This window comes from Paenarthrobacter sp. PH39-S1 (genome assembly GCF_030063245.1).
Lineage (GTDB): Bacteria > Actinomycetota > Actinomycetes > Actinomycetales > Micrococcaceae > Arthrobacter_M.
The window spans coordinates 32,325-55,729 of the sequence record NZ_JASISR010000026.1; the positions used below are offsets into that span (position 1 = coordinate 32,325).

General features: G+C 63.2%; 20 protein-coding genes and 1 pseudogene. 16 read left to right on the forward strand and 5 right to left on the reverse strand.

Annotated features, from left to right (window positions below):
- Positions 1-63: 63 nt before the first annotated feature.
- The 3 genes and pseudogenes from uriT to QMG52_RS15870 form a co-directional block, all read right to left on the reverse strand.
- Complete coding sequence (uriT, locus tag QMG52_RS15860; RefSeq protein ID WP_283561376.1) at positions 64-1,434, reverse strand: uridine transporter UriT; 1,371 nt, start codon at positions 1,432-1,434, stop codon at positions 64-66.
- A 50-nt stretch (positions 1,435-1,484) separates the two neighbouring features.
- Positions 1,485-1,844 (reverse strand): annotated as a pseudogene (locus QMG52_RS15865) (nucleoside hydrolase); the annotation flags it as partial.
- Between the two features lie 211 nt (positions 1,845-2,055).
- Complete coding sequence (locus QMG52_RS15870) at positions 2,056-4,140, reverse strand: heavy metal translocating P-type ATPase (protein ID WP_502920548.1); 2,085 nt, start codon at positions 4,138-4,140, stop codon at positions 2,056-2,058.
- Between the two features lie 46 nt (positions 4,141-4,186).
- On the opposite strand from QMG52_RS15870, the gene QMG52_RS15875 reads away from it, so the two are divergent.
- The 14 genes from QMG52_RS15875 to QMG52_RS15940 all read left to right on the forward strand — a co-directional run bounded on the left by QMG52_RS15875 (position 4,187) and on the right by QMG52_RS15940 (position 18,693).
- Positions 4,187-4,399, forward strand: a complete 213-nt coding sequence (locus tag QMG52_RS15875) for a hypothetical protein (RefSeq protein ID WP_283561378.1) — start codon at positions 4,187-4,189, stop codon at positions 4,397-4,399.
- A 280-nt stretch (positions 4,400-4,679) separates the two neighbouring features.
- Complete coding sequence (locus tag QMG52_RS15880; protein WP_283561379.1) at positions 4,680-6,275, forward strand: ABC-F family ATP-binding cassette domain-containing protein; 1,596 nt, start codon at positions 4,680-4,682, stop codon at positions 6,273-6,275.
- A 282-nt stretch (positions 6,276-6,557) separates the two neighbouring features.
- Positions 6,558-7,325: a hypothetical protein gene (locus QMG52_RS15885; protein ID WP_283561380.1), complete on the forward strand. Its 768-nt coding sequence runs from the start codon at positions 6,558-6,560 to the stop codon at positions 7,323-7,325.
- Between the two features lie 105 nt (positions 7,326-7,430).
- Positions 7,431-7,628: an ABC transporter permease family protein gene (locus QMG52_RS15890; protein ID WP_283561381.1), complete on the forward strand. Its 198-nt coding sequence runs from the start codon at positions 7,431-7,433 to the stop codon at positions 7,626-7,628.
- A gap of 268 nt (positions 7,629-7,896) precedes the next feature.
- Positions 7,897-8,457 (forward strand): dihydrofolate reductase family protein, encoded by a 561-nt coding sequence (locus QMG52_RS15895; protein ID WP_283561382.1) that lies wholly within the window; start codon positions 7,897-7,899, stop codon positions 8,455-8,457.
- 254 nt (positions 8,458-8,711) lie between these two features.
- The gene (locus QMG52_RS15900) at positions 8,712-9,629 is read left to right on the forward strand and encodes an alpha/beta hydrolase (RefSeq protein ID WP_283561383.1); all 918 of its coding nucleotides are present in this window, start codon (positions 8,712-8,714) and stop codon (positions 9,627-9,629) included.
- 143 nt (positions 9,630-9,772) lie between these two features.
- Positions 9,773-10,543, forward strand: a complete 771-nt coding sequence (locus QMG52_RS15905) for an IclR family transcriptional regulator (protein ID WP_283561384.1) — start codon at positions 9,773-9,775, stop codon at positions 10,541-10,543.
- Between the two features lie 173 nt (positions 10,544-10,716).
- A complete protein-coding gene (locus tag QMG52_RS15910; RefSeq protein WP_283561385.1) occupies positions 10,717-11,346 on the forward strand; it encodes an ABC transporter permease in 630 nt (209 codons plus the stop codon).
- A complete protein-coding gene (locus QMG52_RS15915) occupies positions 11,339-12,343 on the forward strand; it encodes an ABC transporter ATP-binding protein (protein WP_283561386.1) in 1,005 nt (334 codons plus the stop codon). The genes QMG52_RS15910 and QMG52_RS15915 overlap by 8 nt, the downstream gene beginning before the upstream one ends.
- On the forward strand, positions 12,340-13,098 hold the full coding sequence (locus tag QMG52_RS15920; RefSeq protein ID WP_283561387.1) for an ABC transporter permease: 759 nt from the start codon (positions 12,340-12,342) through the stop codon (positions 13,096-13,098). Before QMG52_RS15915 ends, QMG52_RS15920 begins: the two co-directional genes overlap by 4 nt.
- A 28-nt stretch (positions 13,099-13,126) precedes the next feature.
- Positions 13,127-14,080, forward strand: coding sequence for a glycine betaine ABC transporter substrate-binding protein (locus tag QMG52_RS15925; protein WP_283561388.1), 954 nt, complete (start codon positions 13,127-13,129; stop codon positions 14,078-14,080).
- Complete coding sequence (locus tag QMG52_RS15930) at positions 14,053-14,946, forward strand: carbon-nitrogen hydrolase family protein (RefSeq protein ID WP_283561389.1); 894 nt, start codon at positions 14,053-14,055, stop codon at positions 14,944-14,946. The genes QMG52_RS15925 and QMG52_RS15930 overlap by 28 nt, the downstream gene beginning before the upstream one ends.
- The gene (locus QMG52_RS15935; protein ID WP_283561390.1) at positions 14,939-15,772 is read left to right on the forward strand and encodes a DUF6282 family protein; all 834 of its coding nucleotides are present in this window, start codon (positions 14,939-14,941) and stop codon (positions 15,770-15,772) included. Before QMG52_RS15930 ends, QMG52_RS15935 begins: the two co-directional genes overlap by 8 nt.
- Complete coding sequence (locus QMG52_RS15940) at positions 15,769-18,693, forward strand: FAD-binding and (Fe-S)-binding domain-containing protein (protein WP_283561391.1); 2,925 nt, start codon at positions 15,769-15,771, stop codon at positions 18,691-18,693. The genes QMG52_RS15935 and QMG52_RS15940 overlap by 4 nt, the downstream gene beginning before the upstream one ends.
- Before the next feature lie 185 nt (positions 18,694-18,878).
- Here the strand turns inward: QMG52_RS15940 and QMG52_RS15945 are convergent, their stop codons facing one another.
- Together QMG52_RS15945 and QMG52_RS15950 are read right to left on the reverse strand one after the other, a co-directional pair.
- Positions 18,879-19,574 carry a potassium channel family protein gene (locus QMG52_RS15945; RefSeq protein ID WP_283561393.1) on the reverse strand — a complete coding sequence of 232 codons (696 nt, stop codon included), beginning with the start codon at positions 19,572-19,574 and terminating at the stop codon, positions 18,879-18,881.
- The gene (locus tag QMG52_RS15950) at positions 19,567-20,955 is read right to left on the reverse strand and encodes a TrkH family potassium uptake protein (RefSeq protein ID WP_502920550.1); all 1,389 of its coding nucleotides are present in this window, start codon (positions 20,953-20,955) and stop codon (positions 19,567-19,569) included. Before QMG52_RS15950 ends, QMG52_RS15945 begins: the two co-directional genes overlap by 8 nt.
- 1,039 nt (positions 20,956-21,994) lie before the next feature.
- Here QMG52_RS15950 and QMG52_RS15955 point away from each other — a divergent pair.
- Positions 21,995-22,336: a YciI family protein gene (locus QMG52_RS15955; protein ID WP_283561396.1), complete on the forward strand. Its 342-nt coding sequence runs from the start codon at positions 21,995-21,997 to the stop codon at positions 22,334-22,336.
- 21 nt (positions 22,337-22,357) lie between these two features.
- Positions 22,358-22,852, forward strand: a complete 495-nt coding sequence (locus tag QMG52_RS15960; RefSeq protein ID WP_283561397.1) for a hypothetical protein — start codon at positions 22,358-22,360, stop codon at positions 22,850-22,852.
- Positions 22,853-23,405: the final 553 nt, after the last annotated feature.

The window sequence follows — 23,405 nt, forward strand, 5'->3', positions numbered from 1 at the left end:
GTGCCTTTCCAGGCTGCCGATGGCGGGCAGGGAGCGGGCAGAGCGCGGGCAGGGTGCGGGCATTTAAGCGTGGACCTCGGCGTCAACCGGCCTGGGAATCAGCAGCGAGGAGGCCAGCGCCAGCCCGGTGATCACCAGGGCCACCACCACAACCGCGGTGTACGACGCCACAACACCCATGGTTCCCGCGGCCACCAGAATCGCCGGCAGCACCAAAAAGCTCAGGCCGGCACCGAGGTTAAACGCGCCGGCGTTCATTCCGGGCAGGAAGCCGGGGTTGCCCTCGGGGGGGTGCACCACACCCAGGCCGTTGAGCATGATGTTCACGGTTCCGGCGTACATAATGCCCAGCAGCACCGTGCCGGCGATCATCAGACCCAGGTTGTGCAGGCCGAAGAAACCGATCACGGCCAGCGCTACCAGGGCGCCGATCAGGCCGATCCGCAGCACCCGGGTGTAGCCGAGGACGGGCGCCAGCCGGCCGCTGATGGGGCCGAAGACCCAGCCCAGCAGGGCGTACGGGGTAAGGATAATCAGGGACATTTGCGTGGCACCAATGTTGAAGCCCGGTGCCGCGGCCTGCACGAACGCGGGCACAATGCCGTTGATCACGGCGAAAATGCCGGTCATGGTCAAGGTGGTGGTCAGCAGGGTGGCCCAAGTGGCGCGCCGGCGCAGGTGCACAATTTCCACCATCGGGTGCCTGGAGCGCTTTTCCGTGTTCCAGAACAAGAGGAAGCCGACGACGGCGATCACCGCCAGCGCGATGGTCAGCACCAAGGTGCCGCTCGAGAAGGCGCCCAACAGCGATGTTGCCTCATTGAGGGCGGTCAGCAGGGCGCCGACCGCAATGACGATGAAGAACACGCCTAGCCAGTCCATCCGCGTGCCCTCGCCGGGCTTGCTTTCACGGGCAAGGAAGGCCACCAGCAATGCGGCTGCGCCACCCAGGACAACCATCAGCCAAAAGATGCTGCGGAAACCGTAATGCTGCGCGAAGAAGCCGCCCACGAACGAGTCAATGCCGGCGATGCCGCCGTTGACCGCCGTGATCAGGCCCATCAATACGCCGTATTTTTTGGGTTCGGTGACTTCGGAGCGCAGCATAATCAGGGCCAGCGGCACGGTGGGGCCGCTGACGCCCTGGATGATCCGCCCCACGAACAGCCAGGTGACGTCGGGGGCAACGGCGGAGATGACCGAGCCGGCGGCCATCATGATCATCATGCCCAGCAGAACTTTCTTGCGGCCAATGATGTCGCTCAGGCGGGGCAGGAACAGGGAGAACACCGCGGCCGCTGTGAAGAACCAGGTCTGGGACAGGCCGATCACTGCCTGGTTGGTGTGCAGTTCCTCGCCCATGGTGACCAGCGCGGGGCTGAGCATGGACGCGTTGAGCTGGAAGGCGATACAGGCGGCCAGCAGTGCCACCATCAGGGCCGTGACGCTGCCGGCATTGGACTTGGTGCGGCTGACGGTGGTACTTATGCTTCCACATCCCCGATCCGGACCAGCGCGTCGGTGACGAGGTCCCAGAACTTCTGATGGTCCAGTTTTACCGCAACGGAGGTATTGCAGTCCGCGGGCGCCGGTGCCCGGAAGTCCGCAACCGTCATGCCAAGGGTGAGCGTGCCGTTCAATTCAATGTCCACCGGGACCTTTTGCGTGGTCATGACGGACGGGTCGATCACGTAGGCCACGGCGCAGGGGTCGTGCACCCGCGGGTAGTCGAAGCCCTGCGCATCCTTGTAGGTTTTGGCGAAGAATTCCATCAGCTCCATGACGAACCTGGCCGGTTTGGTACCCACGGCCTCAATCCGCGCCACCACGTCCGCGGTGGCCAGCCGCGGCCTGGGCCCGGCATGCTGCTCTAACTGCTGCCGGCGGCGGGCGCGGCAGTATTGGTGCCTGTGGGGGGAGCCGCAGCCGGCTAGGGTGATCGCGGCCGCTAGGGCCAGAGCGGAGATCGAAAGGCAGCGCTTCATAATGTTGTACCCTTCAACGTTGGTTGCTGTCTGTCAGTCCTGCACCGGTGCGTACAGGCGCAGACCGTGCTCACCGGACCCGGCTTGGGTTCAGGTCGAGGCGGCGCAGAAGTTGGGCATTCAGAGCCACGGCGATGGTGGAGATCGACATCAGGATTGCCGCGACGGCCGGGGAGATGGCGACGCCGGCGAAGGCGAGCACGCCCGCGGCCAGGGGGACCGCGACGATGTTGTAGCCGGTGGCCCAGATCAGGTTCTGGATCATCTTGCGGTAGCTGGCCTTGGAGAGCTCGATCATGGAGACCACGGAGCGCGGGTCATTGCCGGCCAGGACGACGCCTGCCGATTCCATGGCGACGTCGGTGCCGGCACCGATGGCGATGCCCACCTCGGCGCGGGCCAGGGCGGGGGAGTCGTTGACGCCGTCGCCGACCATGGCGACCTTCAGCCCGCGGTGCTGCAGTTCCAGGACCTTCTTGTCCTTGTCCTGGGGCAGGACCTCGGCAAAGACCTCGTCGATGCCCAGGTCGGCAGCGACCGCGTCGGCAACCTGGCGTGCGTCGCCGGTGATCATGGCGACCTTCACTCCGCGTTCCTGCAGTTCCCGGACCGCGGTACGGGACTCTTCGCGGACCTTGTCCTCCAGTGCCAGGGCGCCGATGATCCGCCCGTCGCGGATGACGTGCAACACGGAGGCGCCGCGGTTCATCCAATGGCCGGTGATTGCGGCAATATCCGCGGGGATGTCCAGGCCGAGGTCACGGAGCATGTTCGGGCCGCCAACGGCGACGTCGGAGCCACCGACCGAAGCGTGCACGCCGCGGCCGGTCACGGACGAGAATCCCGTGCCGACCAGTTCCAGTTCCCGTGCCGCGGGGTGCTCGGCAGCGGCGTGGACAATGGCCCGGGCCACGGGGTGCTCGGAATCGGTCTCAACGGCTGCGGCCGCGGCGAGCAGCTCGGCCTCGTCAACGCCGTCGACGGCGGCAATACCGGTGACGGCAGGGCGGCCCTCGGTGAGGGTGCCGGTCTTGTCGAAGAGCACGACGCCGACTGTGCGCATTCGTTCGAGAGCCATGCGGTTCTTGATCAGCACCCCGGCCTTGGCAGCGCGTTCGGTGGAAATGGCGATGACCAGCGGGATGGCCAGGCCCAGGGCATGGGGGCAGGCAATGACCAGCACGGTGACCGTGCGGGTGACGGCGTCGCTCATGTCCCCGAGCAGCGCCCACACCCAAAAGGTGATGATGCCCGAGCCCAGCGCGAAGTAGAAGAGCATGGCGGCCGCTCGGTCGGCCAGGGCCTGCGCCTTGGAGGAGGAGGCCTGGGCTTCGGCGACGAGGCGCTGGATGCCGGCCAGGGCGGTGTCGGTGCCGACGGCACTGATACGCACGCGCACCGCGTTGTCGGTGGCCACGGTCCCGGCCACGACCCTCTCGCCCATACCACGGGCGACGGCCTTGGATTCACCGGTGATCATCGATTCGTCAAATTCGGCTTGCCCGTCGATGATCTGCCCGTCTGCGGGGACACGCGCGCCGGAACGGACCAGTACGACGTTGTTCACCGCCAGCTCGCTCAGCGGGACGGTGGTGACGGCGCCGTCGACGATCTTGTCCGCTTCATCGGGCAGGAGCGCGGCGAGGGCGTCGAGCGCTCCGGAGGCGGCGCCGAGGGCGCGCATTTCCATCCAGTGGCCCAGCAGCATGATCACGATCAGCAGGGCCAGTTCCCACCAGAAGTCCAGATCGAAGCCGCCGATCCGCAGCGTGGTGATCCAGGACGCGACGAACGCGACCATGATGGCCATGGCGATCAGCAGCATCATGCCCGGCTGCCGGAGCTTCAGCTCCGAGATGGCACCCTTGAGGAACGGCGCGCCGCCGTAGATGAAGATGACGGTCCCGATCACCGGCGCGATCCAGCCGGAGCCCGGGAAGTGCGGGACCGTGTAGCCGAGCAGATGGATGAACATGGGGCTGAACAGTACGACCGGGATGGACAGGGCCAGGGACAGCCAGAACTTGTTCCTGAACATGGCGGTGCTGTGTCCGGCGTGCTGGCCGTGCGTCTGGACCAGGTGCTCGTCGTCGGGCATGCCGTGGACAGGCCTCTGGTCATGACTGGTCGTGTGGTCGTGATGCGCGGTGATCATGACTCTCCTTTTGGCTCGGTGCGGTGCTCGGGCGTCGGCGAGCTGGTTGCCCACTTCCTCGACGGCCGTCCGCAACGCCGTCGAGGGCCTGCCGTTGTTCAGTGACGCTGTGGACGCAGCGGCCGCCGGTCATGCCGGAGACCTGGAACGAGACCGCGTCGGCGGCCGGCCGGACCGGGAGCGTCGGGTCAATTCAGCACACGCTCCGCTGGACCGCGGGGTGAGGACCTTCATTGCGTGCTGGCCAGCGGGGTCGTAACGTCATGTTCGGTACTGCCGAATTTATACCCCCATGGGGTATTTGTCAAGTATTGCGCAGCTGCCAGTTTTATCCACGACCGGGTGGACGGGCGGAGTGCATTTGTCGGCTGCTGTCGGGGAGAATCCTGTGCCGGTAGAATCAACAGTGGCCATACAGCTCCTGCCGACAGCGAGCCGAGGTCCTGTGCGGGCCGCAACGACCGTGGAATTGCCCGCAGAACGCACCGGTGACGGACGATGCTCCGGCCGCCAGAACACCCCTTGATAGGACTGCATCAATGAGCCTGATCCGGCTGAACGACGTCAGCGTCCGCTTCGATAATGTACAGGTCCTGCGGGAGGCGTTTTTCCGGCTCGAGCCAGGGGACCGCGTCGGGCTGATCGGCAAGAATGGCTCCGGTAAATCGACCATTCTGAAGCTGATCCTCGGCCAGCTGCCCCCGGACAGCGGGACTGTCGCTCTGGAGCTTGGCACCAAGGTGGGCTACTTCTCCCAGTTCTCCGAGTTGAACGGCGCCGCCACCATCTGGGAAGTCCTCGACGCCCTGTTCGTCAACATCAAGGTCATCGAAGCCGAACTGGCATCAATCGACGCGGCCATCGCCGCGGAGCCCTCGGATGCTGCGGAACTTGACCGGCTGATCCACCGCCAGTCCGAGCTGTTTGAGGATATGGACCGGCTCGACGGGTGGGACTACCAGCGCAACATTGACAAGGTGCTCACCACGCTCGGCTTCAACGAAGCCCACCGTATCTGCGCCATCGATGAGCTGTCCGGTGGCTGGCGCAATCGTGCAGCCCTGGCGAAAATCCTGCTCGAGGGACCGGACGTGCTGCTGCTGGATGAGCCCACCAACTATTTGGACGTCGCCGGCGTCGAATGGCTCGAAAGCTGGTTCAGGACTTTTAAAGGTGCCGCGATCATTGTCTCGCATGACCGGAAGTTCCTTGACGCCGTCGTCACCCGCATTATCGAGGTGGAGAACTTCCACCTGCATGAGTACCCGGGCAACTTTGGCGAGTACGTGGTGGCGAAACAGTTCCGGCTCAAGACCCTGGAAAGCCAGTTCGTGCACGAGTCCGAGCTCCTGGCATTCGAGGCGGAAGGACTTTCGGACCGCCGCGAGGCCGCGAAGGCTGCCGGCAAGGGCCTGGGGAACCAGCTGGCCAAGATCAAAAAGTCCCGCGCACCTCGGCCGGTGGACAAGATCATCACCGAAATATACGGTGGCCTGCACGTCAAGGATGTGCTGTGCCAGGTGGAGGGGCTCGCCAAGGCCTACGGTGAAAAGCTGTTGTTCAACGACCTGAGTCTCGAGATCCGGCGGGGCAACCGGATCGTGGTGCTGGGCGCGAACGGCAGCGGCAAGACCACGCTGCTGCGGGTGTTGACGGGGGAGGAGCAGGCGGATTCGGGCGACGTGGTCTGGGCGAAGGGTGCGGGGTTGGTCTCCTACAACAAGGTGCTGGAGGAGCTCGACGACGACGACACGGTCACCCATGCGGTCAATGCGATGCCTGACAGCCTGGCACTGACCGCGACGAAAAAATCGGTCAACAGGTTCCTGGCGATGTTCCAGTTCTCCGAGGCCGACCTCGCGCAGCGGATCGGGAATCTGTCCGGCGGGCAGCGGGCGCGCGTGGCCATGGCGCAGTGCCTGCTCTCCGGCGCCTCGGTGCTGCTTTTGGATGAGCCGACCAACCATCTGGACCTGTCCAGCACGCAGGTGATGGAACGGGCGCTGCTGCATTTCCCGGGCGCTGTGGTGGTGGTCAGCCACGACCGGTTCTTTACCGACAAGATTGCCAACCGGCGGCTCGTTTTCGCGTCAAACGCCGCAAAACCCGGTGAAATCGAGGTGCTGGCCGCCTGAGTCCCGTTGGCTGCAAGAGCTGCGTCCCGTTGGCTGCAAGAGCTGCCGTTGAGGAGGCGGGCCCTGCAGGGCGGGAACAATGTTCAACTTCTTGCGTAAGAACCTTGTTTTCGCGTTGATCCGCTGTTGGGCTGGTATCACGGTCTGCGGGCGCAATGTGTGCGCGGGCCGAAGGTGTGCCATCATTAATTTAGAGTTGGCCCTGCAGAGTGGGGGGAGAGCCAATACAGACGCCGTTCACCCGGTGCCTGAACCCTAATCTCAGCCCGAAAGGCCTCTCCTATGTCCCCAACCATTGAATCCACCGCAGTGCATGCCGGCGCTCGGGTCGTCAGCAGCTACGTCATGACGGATGGTTCACCCCGCTATGGGATTCTGGCGGAAGGCCGGAACGCCGGCGGGTTTGAAGCGGCCGATGAATATCCGAAGGTTCCCATAAGTTCGGCAGCGCGGATGGGGTTGAACCATCTTGCCGCGGCAATCAATCACCGCCTTGCCCAGGAGTGGTCAGACCGGGAGGATCCGCTACTCGTGGACCTGCGGAACGAATACCCGGCGGAATTGAAGGTTGCGGAAGCCAACGTCAGGACTTTGCTCGGGACCGCCAAGGAGTGGCGGCTGAGGGCGCAGCGGAATTCCGACCGGGAGTTGACCTCGCTGACCGCGCGGCGACGGACCAAAGGCCAGCTACTGCGGGCACTGATGCAGCGGATCGGCCTCATCATCGCACTGTTCGTCCCCTCCCTCGTCGTGGCCAACGCCGGAGCCCCCGTCGACGTCTTGGTGCTGGTCGGGGTCGGTTCAATCCTGGTGGCCGGCGCGCTTGGCGGCAGGATCACCGAGCGGCTGCGGCTGCCTTCCGGCCCGGCCATCCGCCTGTCCTGGCTAAATGAACTCCGGCAGGACGTCATCGATGCCGAGCTACTGACCATTGTGCACAGCAAAGGCTTCCGTGTCAGCCCGGCCGCCGTCCTGGCTGCCCGGCGCGGATGGCGGCACATCGTTCACGTCACGACCACGATCAACCTGCTCGACAACGGACCGCGCTAACCGGCGGTCCTGATCACCGGCCGTGCCGCACAAAGGGGCGGCCGGTCGGCATCCCGAGAGAAGTCGGAAAAACACGTTCCAGATCCTTTTCCGCATCGTATCCCCGTGCTCAAGCCGGTCACCGCCACCGTGGTGATCCTGGCTGGCGTGGCCATCTGGAATGACTACTCGATGTCCGTCTACCTGCCGGCCAAACCCAGCGTGCAGACCATTGCCCGGGCCATCGGCTCACCGGTGCTGGTGGCCTACCTGTTCCTGCAGAAATACTTCATCAAGGGCATGGTGGCCGGGGCCGAAAAGTAGCAGGACCCGCCGGTGCCGTGCCTCCAGATGGATGTCGCCGAGCCCGGCTCAGGCAAGGCCCCGGACAAATGACCGGGGCAAGTTGGTGCGGGCGCGGGCAGCTGCGTCAGACCTGTTGCGGCCGCGGGAAGTTGAGTCAGATCTGTTGCGGGCCGCGGGCCGCTGAATCTATCCTCGGACTACCAGCAAAAACCCCGACCGGACTATCGGTGAATCTCCGACCGGACTACCGTGAAGGCGCAACCGACATGCGGATTGAAGGCGCAGCATGGCCACACTGATCTACTCCGGTATCACGTCGCTCGACGGCTACGTAGCGGACAAGGACGGCAGCTTCGACTGGAGTGTGCCGGACGAGGAGGTGCACAGGTTCGTCAACGACCTCGAGCGCCAGGTCGGCACCTATCTCTACGGGCGGCGGATGTACGAGGTGATGGCCGCCTGGGAGACCATATACGCCCGGACGGACCAGTCTCCCTTTGTCCGGGACTTTGCAGAGATATGGCAGGCGGCCGACAAGATCGTGTACTCCGGGACGCTGAAGGCGGCCTCCAGCGCCAGGACGCGGATTGAGCGGGATTTCGACGTCGGGGCGGTCCGGAAGATGAAGACGACGGCGGCACACGACATGACTGTGGGCGGCACTGACCTCGCCGCCCATGCGATCAAGGCAGGCCTGGTTGATGAGTGCCGCATGTTTGTTACGCCCGTCGTCGTTGGAGGGGGCAAACACTTCCTTCCCGATGGAGTCCACCTGAAGCTCGAACTGCTGGAGGAGCGGCGTTTCCGCAACGGGATTGTATATCTTCGCTATCGCATCAGGACATGACGGCGGAGCCACCGATCCCTGCCGGCAGGTGGAATCGCCGTGAGCGACGCTTAGCGGAGGAACGACCGGCAGCTCAGGCACTAGCGCTTCCCCTCCCCTTTGCGGGGGTTCACATGTTGGTTGCAGTATCTGCATCGCTCCATTGCACTTCGAGCAACGTGCTTGCATAGTAAGGCGTGTGACTGAGAGCACGCCGCAGCGGCTGCCAGCCATTCGAAGTATCGCCTGCTTAAGTACTAAACGAAGGAAAAAAAGTGATTGAGAAAGAAACAACATTCTTCAGTGAAGGCAGCCGCCTCAAGGCCACGCTCTATTACCCTGACAATTCAACGAGCGGACCCCAGCCGGCCCTAATTATTAACTCCGGCTACCAGGGATTCAATGAGTTCTACCCGAAGATGTTCGCGCGCCAGATGACGGAGCGCGGATACATCTGCCTTGGATTCGACTACCGTGGGATGGCAGACAGCGAGGGTGACAAGGGCACGGTTCTTATCGAAGAGCAGGTCGCGGATATCCGCAATGCGGTCACTTTCATGCAGTCACAGAAAGATGTTGATGATCAACAGCTGGGACTCATCGGATGGGGAATGGGCGCGGCCAATGTGGTCCTCGCCGCTGAAAAGGGAAGAAACGTTGCTGCCGTGGCTTCGCTGAATGGATTTTACGATGGTGAACGGTGGCTGAAGTCGATTCATTCCTACGATGAATGGACCCGGATTCTCGACGAGGTGCACGAAGACCGCGTGCGGCGGGTCCTTGAAGGAGAATCGAAACTGGCAGACACCTTCGCCCACTACCCGCTTGATCCTGCAACGGACGATTACGTGCAAAAAGAACTCGCTCAAGTGTACGGATTTGGACACCCGACCCGGCTGCAGTTCACAGAATCGATTCTCGATTTGAAGGTGGGAAAAGTGGTCAGGAACCTGGCGCCGACGCCGCTGTTCATCGGACATGGGTCGCGCAATTCTCTGCACCCTTACGACGAGGCCTTGGCCTTGTACGCGTCGGCGTCGTCCCCGAAAACGCTGTACACCGTCGACGGCCGGCACAATGATTTTATGTACAGTGACCACCCGGAATTTTTGATGCTGTGCGACCGGCTGAAGGAGTTTTTTGACCAGGCATTCCTGGTGAGCTCTTCCCCGTCCCGAAGCGTATCCGCCTAAGGGTCCGAGACAACTGTTTCCTCACCTGGCCCACGGTGCAAGTGGGCGGGGTCCGTCTTCAGAAGTGAAGACTTCTCGGAAACCGTTGCGGTTTATGCAACGGCTTGTTGCATACGTCACATCCGATGCTTAGTATTTGGGACATGGTCATGGAGCAGAAACACACTGGAGCGGCGAGGGTTATGGCAATCCTTGACGTACTCAGTTCTGCGGACGTCGCAGAGTTTCCGGAGGGTATGACCGTTTCTGACGTTTCGCGGTCTATGGGGCGTGAAAAATCGGTCGTGTCGCGCCAGCTTAAAAGTCTGCTGGAGAGCGGCCTGGTTGCCCGCGATGCTGCAGGTCGATATGAGTTGAGCTGGCGGCTGTTTGCTCTGGCTTTGCGCGCCGGTGATCAGCGTTTGATGAAAACCGCGGGGCCGGTGATGTTGCGCTTGACCGAGATGGTTCGGGAGCGGACGTATCTGACGGTGCTCAGCGATGGCGAGGTATTGACGGTTCACTCGGAGAGCTCGAGGCGCTCCATTGAAGCGGTGGGCTGGGTGGGACGCACAGTGCCGGTGAACCGCAGTTCAAGTGGGATGGCGCTGCTGTTGGACCATGAAGATGAACATATTGTCGATATCGTCCGGCGGGGCGACGACGGCATCACGGCCCGGGAGGCCCGGGAGTTCCTTGCCCGGGTGCAGGACGCCCGCCGTCGGGGCTACACGGTGGCAAACCGGATATTTGACCCGGAACTGTTGGGCATCGGCGCACCGGTGCGCGATTATTCTGGACGAATTACAGCTGCCGTGAACATTTCGGGCCCTGCACTCCGTATTGAACCTCATATACACGTGTTCGCGGGTCACCTGCTTTCGGCCGTCCAGGCTTTTCAACAACCACTTTCGGCGGTTCGCTCTTTGGCGTAGTGGCCACTCCATGTTCCGGAAACCTGGATCTGCTGTCCTCGAACTTTCCGTTTATCCATCTAGTCAAGAAACTAACAGGAGAAATCATGCAACGCTTCGCCCTGCCCTTTTTCAAGCCCGCGTTCGCGGCCCTTCCCACAGTCTGATCCGGTATCGCCGTGTTGCTGTCGTATTTGGCCGATAACGCTACTCGTTTGCTGTTCCTGGCGGAGCAGCACGCTGAACTGGTTCTCATCAGTGTCGCAATTTCGGCGGTCATAGGAATAGGGCTTGCCCTGGTGACGGAGTCGATGCCCGGTCTGCGGCAGGCGCTGTTGTCCGTGACCGGCACGCTCCTGACCATCCCATCCTTCGCCCTGTTTGCCCTCATGATCCCGCTGCTGGGCTTGGGCGTCGCTCCGACCGTGGTGGCTCTGGCGATCTATGGGATCTTCCCGATCCTGCGCAATACAGTGACCGGAATTGAGGGCGTGGACCCAGCGGTCATCGACGCCGCCCGGGGCCTGGGCATGGGCCGGGGAAGGCGGATGCGCACGGTCGTGATCCCGCTGGCATGGCCGGTGATACTGAACGGTATCCGGACGGCCACGATCATGCTTGTTGCGACCGCCGCGATCGGCGCCGTCGTCCGCGGGCCCGGACTGGGAGAGCTGATCTTCCGCGGCCTGGCCCGCATCGGGGGAGCGAACGCCCTGAATGAGGCTTTGTCGGGAGTGATCGGGGTTGTGCTGGTGGCACTGGTCCTTGATCTCCTTTTTATCGCGATCGCGAAAATCACCACTCTGCGAGGATTAAATGTCTGAAAAACCAGAATGCAGCCCGGACACCATGATTTTCCTGGACGGCGTGTCGAAACGCTACGCCGATCAGCCCAAGGCCGCGGTGACTGGCCTGTCGATGGAAATCAAGCGCGGTGAGTTCGTGGTTCTGGTCGGCCCCTCGGGGTGCGGGAAGACCACGACACTGCGGATGATCAACCGCCTGGTCGAACCCAGCGAGGGACGGATTTGGATCGACGGCAAGGACGTCACCCACGTCGACGTGGATCGCCTGCGCCGCGGTATCGGTTACGTGATTCAGCAGATCGGGCTCCTGCCGCACCTGACGATCGCCGAGAACGTTGCTTTGGTGCCAAAATTATTGGGCATCCCGAAGGCCAAGAGGGTCCAACGGGCTGAGGAACTGCTGGAGCTGGTCGGTCTGGAACCGGCTACGTATGCCCGCCGTTACCCGCGTCAGCTCTCGGGTGGCCAGCAGCAGCGGGTCGGCGTGGCCCGGGCCCTGGCGGCGGATCCGCCGGTGATGCTGATGGACGAACCCTTCGGCGCGGTGGACCCGATCGCCCGGGAAAAACTGCAGCTGGAATTTCTGCGCCTTCAGGAAAGGATCCGGAAGACGATCGTTTTTGTCACCCACGATATTGACGAGGCTCTGCGCCTGGGCGACCGGATCGCGATCTTCGGCGCAGGGTCCAGGCTGGCCCAGTTCGACACGCCTTTGGAGATACTGAGCAATCCGGCCGACGATTTCGTCCGGAATTTTGTCGGCGCCGGCGCGGCCGTTCGCAGGCTCTCCCTGCTGAAGGTGTCGGACGTCATCGATTTGTCCACCCCGGATGCCGGCGGCCTGCTCAGGACCGTGCAGGTGGGTGCCGGGGAAACTGTGCACCGGGCCTTGGAACAGGTCCTGGCCGCGAGGGCGGAAGGAGTCTGCGTGAAGCTCGAAACAGGTGCTACCCGGTTCATTGACCTGCAGGGGCTGCTGACCGCCGCTGCCGAACCAACGAGGGCGCTCTCATGAGCTCGACCGTGATGGAACGGGTGACGCTGCCGGGAAGCCGGCGCTCAACGCTCTGGGTGATGCCGGCGATCGTGATTGCCCTCGTGGTCGGAGTTTCCCTGTATGTCAGCTCCATTCCCCTGGATTCCAGTGAAACCCGCAGCATGGCCCCCGGGGTGGTCCTTGCCTCGCTGTGGCAGCACGTGCAGCTGGTGGCCGTCTCAACCGTGCTGACCATCGTCATCGGTGTCCCGGCCGGCGTGGCCCTGACCCGGCCCCGTGCCCGCAGAGCCGGCGGGGCTGTTTTGGCTGCAGCGAATGCAGGCCAAGCCGTCCCCTCGATCGGTGTGCTGGTCCTGCTGGCCATGCTGTTCGGGGTCGGTTTTTGGATGGCGGTGATCGCCTTAGTCGTCTATGCCCTGTTGCCGGTCCTGCGCAACACGATGGTCGGCATCCGGCAGGTCAACCCGGCGCTCATCGACGCCGGGCGGGGGATGGGCATGAGTGCCCGGGAGGTCCTCTACACCATCGAGCTCCCCCTCGCAGTCCCCGTGATGCTAGCCGGGATCCGGGTCGCGCTGATCCTGAACGTGGGGGTGGCTACCCTGGCCGCTTTCACCAACGCGGGTGGCTTGGGAACCATCATTTCCTCGGGGATTTCCCTGAACCGGATGCCCGTACTCATTCTTGGCAGCGCGCTGACCATCGCTCTGGCCCTGACCGTGGACTGGCTGGCCGGCATCGCCGAGCGCCTGCTTCGTCCGCGCGGAATCTGAAAAACAACCAATCCAAAAGGAGACACAGATGCGTAAAAGTTTGCTTGCTGCCGTCGGGTTACTCAGCGTGGTGTTGACCAGCGGCTGCGCCCTGAACAGCAGCGGCCCGGGGCAGGCCGCGGGCCCGGCCCAAGACGGCCCGCTTAAGGGTGCCACCTTGAACGTGGGCTCGAAGGAATTCACCGAGCAGCTCCTGCTGTGTGAAATCACTGCTGAACGGCTCGAATCCCAGGGAGCGACGGTGAAGCGCACCTGTGGAATGAGCGGCTCCAACGCTGTTCGGGGTGCCCTCACCAGCGGAGCCATCGACATGTACTGGGAATACACCGGCACCGGTTGGATCACTGACCTGCAGCAGAAGGAAACGATCACTGACCCGACAGTGATGTACCAGAAGCTCAGCGTTATGGACAAGGCCAAGAACAACGTCGTCTGGCTGCCGCCGGCCGCCGCCAACAACACCTACGCCGTGGCGGTCAAGACCGAGACCGCAAAGAAACTGGGTGTCTCCACGCTCTCGGACTATGCAAAACTGGCTCAAACCGACCCCGGGAACGCCACCTTCTGCGGCGCCTCGGAATTCTTTGGCCGCGACGACGGCTGGCCCGGGCTGGAGAAGGCCTACGGCATGAGCCTGCCCCAGGACAAGGTTGCCACCCTGGCCGAAGGACCGATCTACAACGCGATAGCGAAGAACAACCCCTGCAACTTCGGTGAAGTTTTTGCCACCGACGGGCGCATCGCTTCCCTGGGGCTGACCGTGCTTGAGGACGACAAGCATTTCTTCCCGCCCTACAATCTGTCCCTGAACGTGGGCAGCGCCGTGCTGGATAAGAACCCGCAGATCCAAACCACGATGGAGCCGGTCAGCAAGCTGCTGACTACCAACGAACTGCAGAAGCTCAACGCGCAGATCGACGTTGACGGCAAAACTCCTGAGGAGGTGGCCAGCGGGTGGTTGACGGCCAACAAACTGAAGTAACCGGCCGGGAGCGGCCCCCCGTCCTCACCGTGGGGCTGCTCCAGACCGCCCCCGTCTTCGGCGAAGTCGACTCGAACATCGCCAGGATCATCGATCTGCGTGACCGGCTCGGAAACGTCGACCTGGTACTGACCCCGGAGCTGGCTCTGAACGGGTACGGGTTCGGCCCCGGCGCCGACCTTCAAGCGTTGACCGCGGACGACCCGAGGCTGGACTCGCTGGTCTCCGGGCCCGCCGCCATCGGCATCGGATTCGCCGAAAATGCAGGCAGAGGGCTACCCCGCAACACCTACATGCTCGCCGATTCCAGCGCAAGGACCAGGGACTTCCAGCACAAAATCCACCCGGTCTCCTATTCCCCTTGGAACGAGCACCTCAGCTTTGAGGCCGGCATCGTCCTGGAGACCGCCGTGATCCGTGGCGCCCGGTGCGCCACGGTGATCTGCAACGACATGTGGCACCCTGTCGTACCCTGGCTCGCCGCCAGGGCCGGGGCCGAGGTACTCATCGTGCCCGTGGCCAGCATCGACGGCACCAACCCCGACCAGATACAACGCACCTGGCAGGTGATTCTAGAGCACACGGCCCTGCTGCTCCAGTGTTACGTCGTGTTCATCAACCGATGCGGAACGGACGGCGGCGCCAGATTCTGGGGCGGTTCCCGGATTCTTGGCCCAGACGGGAACACCCTCGCCAACGCCGGGGACTCAGAAACCATTCTGGAGGCCACACTGGACCTCGCGGCCCTGCGGAAGCTTCGCGCCGACACGCCAATACTGGCAGAAGCCCGCAACAGCTTCGTGATCGACACTCTGACTCGTGCCGGTCTCGCTCCTGAACCTCGGGGAGGTGGACGCCATGTTTGACGTGCACGTGCACGCCGCTCCCGATGTGGTGGACCGCATCGGCTACGACGATGAAATCTGCTCCCGTTACGCTGACGCGGGATTCAGCGGGTTTGTCCTTAAAGCCCACCACGAGTCCACAGTAGGGCGCGCCGCCGCGCTGGCCCGCTCGTCCGGGCTGGACGTGGTGGGGGGCGTGGCGCTGAACAGCGCCGCGGGAGGCATCAATCCCGCGGCGGTTCTCGCGGCTCTTTCCAGTGGTGGCAGGATGATCTGGTTCCCCACCGCCGATGCACACACCCAGGAGTCCGCGCACCTGCCGCGGCTGAACGACCTGGATCCCCGCCTTGACCGGCACACGCTGGCCGTTCCCCCGGTACTCGTTCCTCGAGACAACCAGATGGCCGACATCGCCCTCGTTCTGGATTTAATTGCCGACCACGACGCAGTGCTCTGCACCGGGCATTTGAGCAGACGCGAATGCCGGTGGCTTTTCGACCAGGCCAGGAGCCGTGGCATCTCCCGGTTCCTGCTCACCCATCCCTCCTATACGGTTCCTGGGATGAGCCCGGCCGAGATCGGTGAACTCGCCGATGTGGGAGCCTACGTGGAAATTACCGCCTACCAGCTGTGGCATCAGCCAGGAATGACCGAGACCGGTCTCGCGGCGGTAGCACGAGCCGCCGGGGACCGGCTGGTCCTTGCCTCGGACGCCGGCCAACCGGACAGCCCTCAGCCGCCCCAGGCATTGGAACAATTGGTCAAGGCCCTCGGCGGTCAGGGCCTTGACCACGGTCGGTTGCAGTCCGCGGCCGATGAGACCCCCAGAAAGCTTGTACTGAAATGAATTCTGACATCACGCCGACATGGGCCGGAGAAATCCGTGCCAGCATCGATGGGGATTTCCGTACTGACGCCGGCACCAGAGCCGCGTTTGCCAGCGACGCCTCCAATCACCGGGTGCTGCCCCAAGGTGTTGCCTTTCCACGCCATGCCGGGGACGTCGCCTTCATAGTTCAGGTTTGCCGGGAGGAGGACATCCCTGTCACCGCGCGCGGCACTGGAACTAATATTGCTGGCAACGCCATCGGCCCCGGAGTAGTCGTTGACTTCACCCGGCACATGAACAACATCTTGTCCGTGGACCCCGAAGCCCGTACCGCCGTCGTCGAACCCGGGGTCATCCTGGACGCACTCCGGGCACGAGCAGAGCATGACGGGCTCACCTTTGGCGTTGATCCGTCCACGCACGACCGGTGCACCTTGGGCGGGATGATCGGCACCAATGCCTGCGGATCCCACTCCGTGGCATGGGGAACGACCGCGGACAACGTCCATGCTCTGGACCTTGTCTTGGCCGACGGCACCTCAGCCTCCGTCGCCGCCCACGGCCGCACCGGCCAGCCCATCCCGGATTCCGCTGCCGGGCTGGTGAAAGAACTCATCACCGTCCGAGACGCCTATCTGGGGGAAATCCGCACCGAACTGGGAACTTTCCGCCGGCAGATCTCCGGATACGGCCTGCAGTACCTCTTACCCGAAAACAACCTTGACGTTGCCAAGGCCCTCGTCGGCAGTGAAGGCAGCTGCTCTCTTATCACGGCCGCGACCGTGAAACTGGTCAGGTCCCCGCCCGTGCGCCAACTCGTCGTCGCCGGCTACCGGGACGAATATGCTGCCGCCGTCGCGGCTCCCGTCGTGGCCCAGGCAGGCCCGCTGACCGTGGAGGGCATGGAAGCCGAATTGGTCCGCGCCTCCGACTCCCGGCCGGGGCCCGGGCATCGCCCTACCCTGCCGGAGGGCAGCGCGTGGCTGCTGGTGGAGGTTGGCGGGTTCAATGACGACGACGCCCGCGCCAAGGCGGAGGAGATGCGCAAGGTGGCACGCGAGACGGGTGCCATCGACGTGCAGATCATCGTCGGCGCCGCGCAGCGCGGCTACTGGTCTATTCGCGAACGCGGCGCCGGGCTGGCTTCCCGTACCGCAGACGGTCAGGAAGCGTGGCCGGGGTGGGAGGACGCCGCCGTCCCTCCAGAAAACCTGGGTGCCTACATCAGGGATTTCCGGTCCCTAATGGCGAGGTTCAACGTCCACGGCATGCTCTACGGACACTTCGGTGAAGGCTGCCTGCACATCCGCATCGATCACAACCTCTTCACGGCCGAAGGGGTCCGCCACTTCCGGCACTTCCAGGAAGCCGCAGCAGAGGTGGTAACCTCCCATGGCGGGTCGCTCTCCGGTGAACACGGCGACGGACGCGCCCGCTCGGAACTGCTCGACCGGCAGTACTCGCCCCGGATGCTGGCGGCTTTCGGCGCCTTCAAACATGCTTTCGACCCCGGAAAACTGCTCAATCCGGGCATCATCGTCGATCCCGCACCCTTGGACGCGGATCTGCGCAATTTGGGACAGCAAAGCGCCACGAAAGGTCTGGCCTTCGCCTATTCGGATGACTCCGGTGACTTTACCAAGGCGGTGCGCCGCTGCGTCGGCGTCGGATCCTGCCGCACAACCTCAGGAGGCGGCATGTGTCCGTCCTTCCGCGCTACCCAGGACGAACGCCACAGCACCAGGGGCCGGTCCCGACTGCTCTCCGAGATGATGAACGGCTCCCTGCAGGAGGAAGGCTGGCGTTCCACCGAGGTCAAGGATGCCCTTGATCTGTGCCTGTCCTGCAAGGCCTGCCATTCCGAGTGCCCGGTTTCGGTGGACATGGCCACCTACAAAGCCGAATTCCTATACCAGCATTACAAGGGCCGGATCCGGCAGGCCTCGCACTACTCCATGGGGTGGCTGCCGCTTTGGCTCCGTCTCGCCTCGCCCATTGCGCCGCTGGTCAACCTTGCGATGAGCATCCCCGGCGTGGCCAAGTTGGCGAGGACGCTGGGCGGAATCGACCAGCAACGCGCCATCCCGAAACTGTACCGCCGCACCGGGCGCAGCGCCCTGCGCCGCACGCCCGCCCCCGGTACGGCCACCCCTGAGATGGCCACCCCTGATATGGCCGGGGCGCAGCCGGTCATCGTGTGGCTTGACTCCTTTACTGATTCATTTTCGCCTGGGATCACGGGGCAGGCTGTCGCATTGCTGCGTGCCGCTGGTTACCAAACCCTTCCGCCGCCCCGGGGGTTGTGCTGCGGGCTGACGTGGGTCTCCACCGGGCAGCTCGACGCCGCCAAGACCATCATGCGGCGCACCGTGGCGGCTTTGGATGACGGGAGCGAAACCCCTATCATCGTTCTCGAGCCCAGCTGCGGGGCAGCGCTGCGCACCGACGTCGTCGAACTGCTCAACACGGACGCCGCGAAGCGTGTTTCGGCCCGCGTAAAGTCCCTGGCCGAGGCGCTCTCCGGCCGCGGTCTGGATTTCGATCACAGCATGCCCACCAAAGCGCTGGCGCAATTCCATTGCCACCAGCGCAGTACCTTCGGCACTGAAGCCGACACGGAACTGCTGATCTCGGCGGGGCTTGACGTCACCTCGGTCACAGACGGCTGCTGCGGCCTCGCCGGTAACTTTGGTTTTGAAAAAGGACACTACGACGTCTCGGTCGCATGTGCAGAACAGTCCTTCATGCCGGCCTTGCAACAGGCCGGTCCGGAAGATGAGGTAGTTGCCGATGGCTTTTCCTGCCGCCTCCAAATCGAACAAATAGGAAAAAGCCCGTCCAAGCACTTGGCCCAATTGCTCCACGAGCGGCTCATCCCGAACACCGAACGCAACTGCGAGCCTGATTCCGGCGACACCGCGGCGCTTAGCGAGCGCTGACCGGTGGCAGGAGCGTGGCAGTAGCTGCCCCCGGGGGCGCTCAGGAGTCGTCGTCTCGGGCACTGCGAAATTCCTGCGCGGATGCGACCCGCCGTTCTCCTGCGAGGTCCGCGCCGGACGTAATCGATCTTCAATTCCTGAAGTACGTCTGAAACGAACTCTTCCGCGAATATTCCGCCAGTCGCTCAGGGGAGCTTGCTGAAGGTTTCGGCTTGCGGTTTGGTTCCCTGCACGATGATTTGGTCGTCACCGTCGAGGATGGTCTGGGCCGTCGTGTGTTCCCAAGCATTTCCGGAGCGCTTTACTGCGACGATGGTGATGCCGTATTTGTCTCGGAGTTGGAGCACTCCGAGGGGTCGGTCAGTCGCGACCGCCGGGGGGCGGGTTCGGATCATGACGAAGTTGTCTTCGAACTCCACGTAGTCCAGGATCGATCCCAGGACCAGATGGGCGACCCGGCGGCCCATGTCGTGTTCGGGCCGGATGACGTGTTCAACCCCGAGCTGGCCCAGGATTTCCGCGTGCGGTTCGCTGATGGCTTTGGCCCAGATCTGCGGTCTCTTAAAGGTCAGAAGCCGTGACGTGGTGAGGATGCTGGCTTCGATGTCTGAACCGATGCCCACGACGGCGCGGTCAAATTCGTGGACGGAGAGCTGGCGCAGCACTTCCTCTTTCGTGGAATCCGCGCGCACCACATGCGTCAGGCGCCCATTGAACGACTGAACGGTGTCCTCGTCGGCGTCGATCCCCAAGACTTCCGTGCCCTGGGCTTCCAATTCCAGCGCGAGGGCACCCCCGAAGCGGCCCAATCCGAGGACCGCGACGGAGTTGGCCTGCGCGATCCGGTCGCCGGTCCGGGTGGAGAAAATGTTCTTAGCCAATGAGTGGCCTTTCCTTGGGGAATTCATAGAGTATGGGACGACGCCGCAGGGCCAGAGCTGATCCGAGGGTGACGGGCCCGAGGCGTCCAACGAGCATCAGGATGATCAGGATCACCTGCCCAGCCGGCGGGAGACCGGCGGTGATGCCGGTGGACAGCCCCACGGTGGCGAACGCGGAGACGACTTCAAAGAGAATCTTCTCCTGCCCGAAGCCGGAGATGAGCATCAGGATCATGGTCGACACGACGACCAGGGCGATCGCGAGCAGGACAACAGTGATGGCCTGCCGGTGAACAGCGCGGGAAAGGCGCTTGCCGAAGATGTTGACGGCGGTTCCGCTACGCACCTCGGTGGAAAGGATGAAAAACAGTACGGAAAAGGTCGTTATTTTCAGCCCTCCAGCGGTGCCGGCGGGGCCGCCCCCGATGAACATCAGGATATCCATGCCCATCCAGGACACGGGGTGCATCTGGCCTATATCGATGCTGTTGAAGCCCGCTGTCCGGGTTATTGCTGACTGGAAGAATCCGGCGAGAATCCGTTCGCCCGGCTGCAGGTGTCCCAAAGTGGCAGGGTTCATCCATTCCACGGCCACAATGAATGCCGTTCCTGCGATCAGGAGCACCACCGACCCGCTCAGGACGAGTTTGGTGTTCATGCTCCACAGCACCGGACGGCGGTACTGGCGGCGCAATTCAAAGAGCACCGGGAATCCGAGTCCACCGATGATGACCGCGACGGCAATGGGAAGGCATATCCAGGGGTCGGCCACGAAGCCCGTCAGATTATCTGAAAACAGGGCGAATCCGGCGTTGTTGAATGAGGAAACTGAATGGAATACGCCCAGCCACAGTGCTTTGCCGGGCCCGTAACCGTATCCGGTCATGAAACGCATCGTCAGTACCAGTGCCAGGACGGCCTCCGTGCCGAGGCTGATTTTCAGGACCCCCAACAGGACAAGGCGCACATCTCCGATGCCCGTGCTTTTGGTCTCCGCAGCGGCCGATAGCCTGGACCGCAGGCCCAGCCTTCGGGCCACCAGAACCCCGAGCACGGTGCCGAACGACATGACACCAAAGCCGCCGATTTGAATCAAAACCATAATGATTGTCTGGCCGAACGGAGTCCAGAATACCGGCGTGTCCACAACGATCAGCCCTGTAACACAAACGGAGGAAGTAGCGGTGAACAATGATTCCAGCAGGGAGGCCCCGCCCGGGCCCTGCTTCGCCACCGGCAGCATCAGTAAAAACGTTCCGGCAGCGATCGCGCCCACAAAGCCTGCCACAATCACCTGGGCCGGATGTTTCGGGGCAAGCCAACGCAGAAAGGTTCGGAAGCCGAGGAGCAATCCCTTCCACGCAGAGGAGAAATTCCCCATGAGAGCAGACAAGCCTTCCTTCATCAATGGGTGGGGCGGCCAAAACAGGCAACTTCGACGCACATATCCGACACGTTATCACCGGCGCAAGACCGGCGTGCGTAGCGGGCCGCCGGCAAAGGTCCAGGCCCGACGGCGCCGCGCACTTGCCGGCCTGACCGGTCCCGTTTTGCTACTTTCGAGGCATGATCTCGATGTTCAGCGGCGCAGAAATCAATGAGCCAATCAACTGCTTCGCCCGCAGCACAAGCCGTGCCACTTCCGGCTATGAACTCAAAGTCGCTCCCTGCTACTCGATCGCTAGGCCATGTGCCACAGAAATGAGGCTAACCGGAGCCGCCTGCAGCTTCTCAAACGAGCCCCCACCTTGTCGAGGTAGTCCCCATATTCGAGGCAACCGCCCGTCGTGGGGATGTCGCGTAAAAGGATCTCACTCACTGCGGCGGTACCGGTCTAAGCAGCATAACGACGGGAACCGGCGGTGTCCCGAAGAAGGAGAAGCGCCGCGACCCTTACTTTGGATTGCCTTCCATCGCGTTCTTCCGCGCATTGGAATACACACGATATATATATCTCTCGTTACCGCAGGCAAAATCGACCGACTGTCCACTTTTCCAGGAAGGCATTAACTGCCGTCGCCAGCTGCGCCCGCCATTGCTGCCGGGACGCAGCTGGGTGTCGAGGTTCCGTTTCCTCCCCAGGAAAGGGAGGCAATTTCGAACGTCTCTAGAACGAGCGGACGAACCCGGCAAGCTCCACGACTGTGAGCTCATCGAAGGCATCCGGCCCGATTTCGAGCTGGCCCGCCAGACCCTGCTTTGCGTGGTTATCCTAGTGCCTTTGTCCTCGGCTTACGTTGCTTACTAGTCAGTCAATTGCTTCGTTCGTAGGCTGTGAATAGGCTGAGTTCTGCAGCATCCGTGACGACCGAAAAATTCCGCCTCTTTTGTTGTGCGGTTGTCCTCGCGGGCGTAGGCCGTTCTTATGACCGTTGGGACGCCGGCAAAAGGTTGGCGTCAACCATAAGGAGGAACACGGAATGACCCAGTATCTGCTCAGCATGTATCAGCCCGATGGGGAGATCCCGCCGCCGGATTTTCTGGAGAAAGTGATGCAGGACATCGACGTCCTCAACCAGGAGATCAAGGATGCCGGAGCCTGGGTATTCACCGGGGGCCTCTACCCGGCGGACACCTCCACCGTGCTGCGGTTCCAGGATGGGGAGGTGCTCACCACCGACGGCCCCTTCGCCGAGGGTAAGGAGCACCTGGGCGGTTTCTGGATCATCACCGCATCAGATCTTGACGCCGCCCTCGACTGGGGCCGCAGGGCCACCCGCGTGACCGGCCTTCCAACCGAGGTTCGGCCGTTCCAGGAATGATGTTCCTGGACTGACCATAGGGTGGCACCCCGCTGGGCTGCCTCCGAGCTCGTCGCGACGGATGATCACCACGAGCGCGATTTCCTGCGGCCCAACCGTCTGGGCCAACTGAAGGTGAACTACCACCTCAAGGCGCTGGAGCGGCACGGTCTGGTGGAACTGATCCAAGAGCGCCGCAAGGGCAACGTGAGCGAGTGCATCGTGCCGGTGATGGCGTCGTCGTTCGTCATTTCACCCGCGGCGCTGGCGGCGGTCCAGCCGGATCCGGGGCTGTCCCCAGACCGGCTTTCCGCCCGCTGGGTGCTGGCGGTCGAGGCCCGGCCGGTGGTCGATGTCGGGACCCCGATGACCGGAGCGGCGGCGGCCCAAAGCCGCTTGCCACCTTGTCATGGGCGGCGAGGTCCGGTTCGCCAGCGCGCCCTTCATCCAAGCGTTACCGCTGCCCGCTATCCGGCTTCATCACCCCAGGCAGCCGGCAGAAGCGCCGGCCTGATCGAGAAGCAGAACCGTGGGTAAGGACTTTGAGATCGTCTCCGAAACCGACATTGACGGGCGCCGCAGCAGGTGTTCGATGCGGTCACGACCGGCAACGCCGGCTGGCTGTGGCCGAGGGACATCGAGCCGAAACCCGGTGGCTCCGGATCGAGGGGGAGTGAGGTCACGGCGTGGGATCCGCCGCGCCACACAGATAGCTTATCCGTCTGCGGGTTGGCGCCCTTTGATACGGAGGTTCACTACCGGGACCCGAACTTCATCGGACTGCGGACCACGGAATCGATGTACCGCTTCTTCGGTCGCAATGCTTTCGGCTCGGAGGTGGGGCTGACCGTTCACCTGGTCGGTCCGGTGCCGACGCCAGGGCAGCCGGCGCTGCCTGGCGGGATGAGCTGCATGGGCCGTACGGCCGACGGGCTACAGTGCGCCCAAACCGCGTGACGACCCTGAGGAATCAGCTGGTTTCCTGCCGCGTCGCGCTGACGACGGGGCGGGACCGTGATGACGGTGCTGTTCCGCCCCGTTGTCACGGCTCCGCCCCGTTGTCACGGCTCCGCCCCGTCGTCACGAACAG